Raw genomic sequence first — 3201 nt, forward strand, 5'->3', positions numbered from 1 at the left:
TACGCGATGATAAAAGCGTTGAACAAGCTTACTGGGTTAGGTATGCCTGAAACTTGTCGTATTGACTAAGAAATACGCGAAACGGGGTGGCTCTATCTCTAAATTTAATTACGCAACAAAGCCACCAAGAGCGTCAAGGGTTGTTGGCACGACTTCATTTTGGTTTTGACCAACACAACTTATCGCCGATGGGCAGCAAAGCACTGAGCCAACTTGCAGGCGAGTTAAAGACTAACGGCAGTGCGATTACGGTAGATGGACACACTGACAGCACTGGCGAAGCAGGTTACAACCAAGCATTGGGTCTACAAAGAGCACTGACGACGTCGGATGGTTTAATCACGGATGGTGTAGAGAAGAATCGCCTTGTTATACGCTCATTTGGTGAAAGTAAACCTATTGCGTCCAACGCAACGGCAGAAGGTAGAGCCAAGAATAGACGCTCAGAAATTTGGGCCTCTACGAACGATGCCACTGAATTAGAAAATTAAGATGTAGGGTTTGGTTGTTGCTTGGTTCTGCTTAGTGCTTGGTTGTTGCTTAGTACTAGGTAATAACCGCCCTAGATTGTCGCTCTTGGGATTTTTGTTACAACGTATACTAATGAATATTCAATTAAGTTTAACTGTCTGATACTAAAGAAATATTAATGCTTTTTGATAAGTTCTCTTCTGAAGGGATGCAAAAAAATATCGATGTCGATACTTGGGTATCTATATTGGATAACATACGAGACATAATGGACGCATCGAATGCGGGCATCATCATGATCTCTGATTTGAGTTGCTCTGGTTCTGAGAGTGTGTGGAGCTCCTCAAACATATCGTGTAACCAACATAAGAGCAAAATTAGCTTCTTTTGTGAGTATGTGCATAACGAAAATCGCACGGTCTATTTGAGTGGTCATGCTGGTGGTGATTCCGTTTCTGCGAATGGGGCGGATGCTTATAAGTCGTTTTGTGGCGTCCCGGTAAGAGATATCGATGGCGAAGTGTTTGCGGTGCTCTTGGTTTTTGATTTAAGCCCAACAGCGTATACCGAGAGCCAAGTTAGCTTGATTGAAAATATATCGACTCTATTGCGTTCTGAAATTCTATTAAAAGAAGAGAGCCGGATTTTATACAAGAATAGTCACTTTGATATCATGACGACGCTGCTTAATCGAAGGGGATTTTTCCACGAATTCAATAAAGCAAACATCAGCGATGGTGAGATCGTTTGTTTGTATTTCGACTTGGATAATTTGAAGTACATCAATGATACCTATGGCCACTTCAAAGGTGATGACTATATCTCTGGCTTTGCGTCATGCATAAAAAACAATTCAAAGTACAACATCATATCGGCTAGGGTCGGTGGTGATGAGTTCATTGTCGTCATACACTCAGAAGAGTCTGGTTATGCTTCTGAGTTGGTCAATAACATTCACGCTGAATTCGATGATTTCATTGAAGGCTTTCGTTGCGATGATGAGGTGCCACTCGGTTTTTCATATGGTTGTGGTACGGCGGATTCCAGAAGTTTCAACATCATAAATCTAATAAAGTCTTCCGATGAAAACATGTACCTCAATAAGAAGAACAAGATTTAGATGTTCGTGACAGGCGTAAAAAAGCCCACTAGTGTGGGCTTAGATGTAGATGTAGATGTAGATGTAGATGTGGGTGTAGTCGTCTTCTAAACTAAGCGCGAATGATCATTTGTTCGCGCTCTGGGCCTACCGATACCATCACGATTGGCACACCCATCAACTCTTCGATACGCGTAACGTAATCTTGTGCCGCTTGAGGAAGGCTCTCAAACGTGCGGCAACCTGTGATATCTTCATCCCAACCTGCCATATCTTCATATACAGGTTTTAGCTCAGCCGTTTGTGGCCAAATCGGGTTCTCAGTATGTTCACCTGAGTAAGCGGTACAGATCTTAAGTTCAGACAAACCAGATAGGCAGTCAATCTTAGTTAGTGCGATTTCAGTCGCGGCTTGTAGATCAACGCCGTTGCGAGTAGCTACAGCATCAAAGTAACCCATATCACGTGGGCGACCCGTAGTTGCACCATATTCGTTAGAGCTTTCGCGGAAGCTGTCTTGCTCTTCCATTGCAGTTACTAGCGTACCAGTACCAACAGACGAGCTGAACGATTTAGCAACAGCAATAACACGCTCAGGGCGAAGGGCAGGTAAACCGCTACCAATGCCTGCATAAGCTGCGGTTACGTTCGAAGACGTTGTCCAAGGGTATTCACCGTAGACAAGGTCACGACCTGCACCTAGCTGAGCTTCAAACAGTAGGTTCGCGTCTTGCGATTGTAGTGCTTTTAGCGGCTCAGTTACGTTGCAAATGAATGGGCGCCACGCTTTAGTCACTTCAAGTAGCCATTCTGTCATTTCAGAAGCTGTCTGAGTGAAATCACATTGAGGGTATAGAGCCTTCAGTTGAGGCATCTTCCAATCAAGTAAGAATTGAATGCGCTGCTCTAAAATCTCAGGTTGATTCAACCAGCCCACAAGAATGCCTTTCTTCATCACGCGATCGCCGTAAGCAGGTGCAATACCTTGACGTGTTGAGCCATAAGCACCATCGCCTAAACGCTCTTCTTCAAGGGTATCTTCAAGGGCGTGTAAAGGCAGACATAGTGTCGCACGATCTGAGATCGCCATTTTCACTTTGATGCCAGCCTCTTGAACTTCTGCAATCTCTTGAGTTAGCGCAGCAGGGCTGATCACCATGCCTGGGCCCAGAACCGCTGTACAATCAGGATTAAAAATACCACTAGGTAGTTGGTGCAGTTTGAATGTACCGAAGTCATTTACTACGGTATGGCCTGCATTGTTTCCGCCTTGAAAACGAATGCTAGCAGAAGCTTGGTCTGCTAAAAAATCGACGATGCGGCCTTTGCCTTCATCACCCCAGTTTGCGCCCACAACAACGATAGATGGCATAATTTTTCTCCTAACTGATTGAGAAATCATGTTAGGCCTACAAAGTGGATAAGAGAAATTAATTATCTTTATTATCTTGATAAGGATTTCATATATCCTTAAAGTCTTAACCTACAAGCGAGACTCCTTATCATGTTCGTTCCTCACTGTAGGGAATAATGAAATGGACCCACCCTTCTAAACGGCGTCGCAATGCGCCAAGATGAATATTAAACACAATCATCTAACTGAGGGTAGGTCCATATGAAAACTATAACGA

Annotated in this window: 2 protein-coding genes and 1 pseudogene; 2 read left to right on the forward strand and 1 reads right to left on the reverse strand. The window is 43.9% G+C overall.

Features of this window, described 5'->3' with window-relative positions; genetic code table 11:
* Positions 1–119: 119 nt before the first annotated feature.
* Both H5300_RS26105 and H5300_RS26110 read left to right on the forward strand, forming a co-directional pair.
* Positions 120–491 (forward strand): annotated as a pseudogene (locus H5300_RS26105) (OmpA family protein); the annotation flags it as partial.
* Positions 492–649: 158 nt separating this feature from the next.
* Positions 650–1591: a sensor domain-containing diguanylate cyclase gene (locus tag H5300_RS26110; protein WP_182797300.1), complete on the forward strand. Its 942-nt coding sequence runs from the start codon at positions 650–652 to the stop codon at positions 1589–1591.
* Positions 1592–1682: 91 nt separating this feature from the next.
* Here the strand turns inward: H5300_RS26110 and H5300_RS26115 are convergent, their stop codons facing one another.
* On the reverse strand, positions 1683–2942 hold the full coding sequence (locus tag H5300_RS26115) for an adenylosuccinate synthase (protein WP_017080681.1): 1260 nt from the start codon (positions 2940–2942) through the stop codon (positions 1683–1685).
* Between the last annotated feature and the right edge of the window lie 259 nt (positions 2943–3201).

Origin of the sequence: Vibrio sp. SG41-7, assembly GCF_014164465.1 — a bacterium.
In the GTDB taxonomy this organism is placed as follows: Bacteria; Pseudomonadota; Gammaproteobacteria; order Enterobacterales; family Vibrionaceae; genus Vibrio; species Vibrio splendidus.

Bases quoted from the DNA above. Each gene is read 5' to 3' on its own strand.
- H5300_RS26115 (WP_017080681.1), bottom strand. From the start codon at position 2,942: ATGCCATCTATCGTTGTTGTGGGCGCAAACTGGGGTGATGAAGGCAAA.
- H5300_RS26110 (WP_182797300.1), top strand. From the start codon at position 650: ATGCTTTTTGATAAGTTCTCTTCTGAAGGGATGCAAAAAAATATCGAT.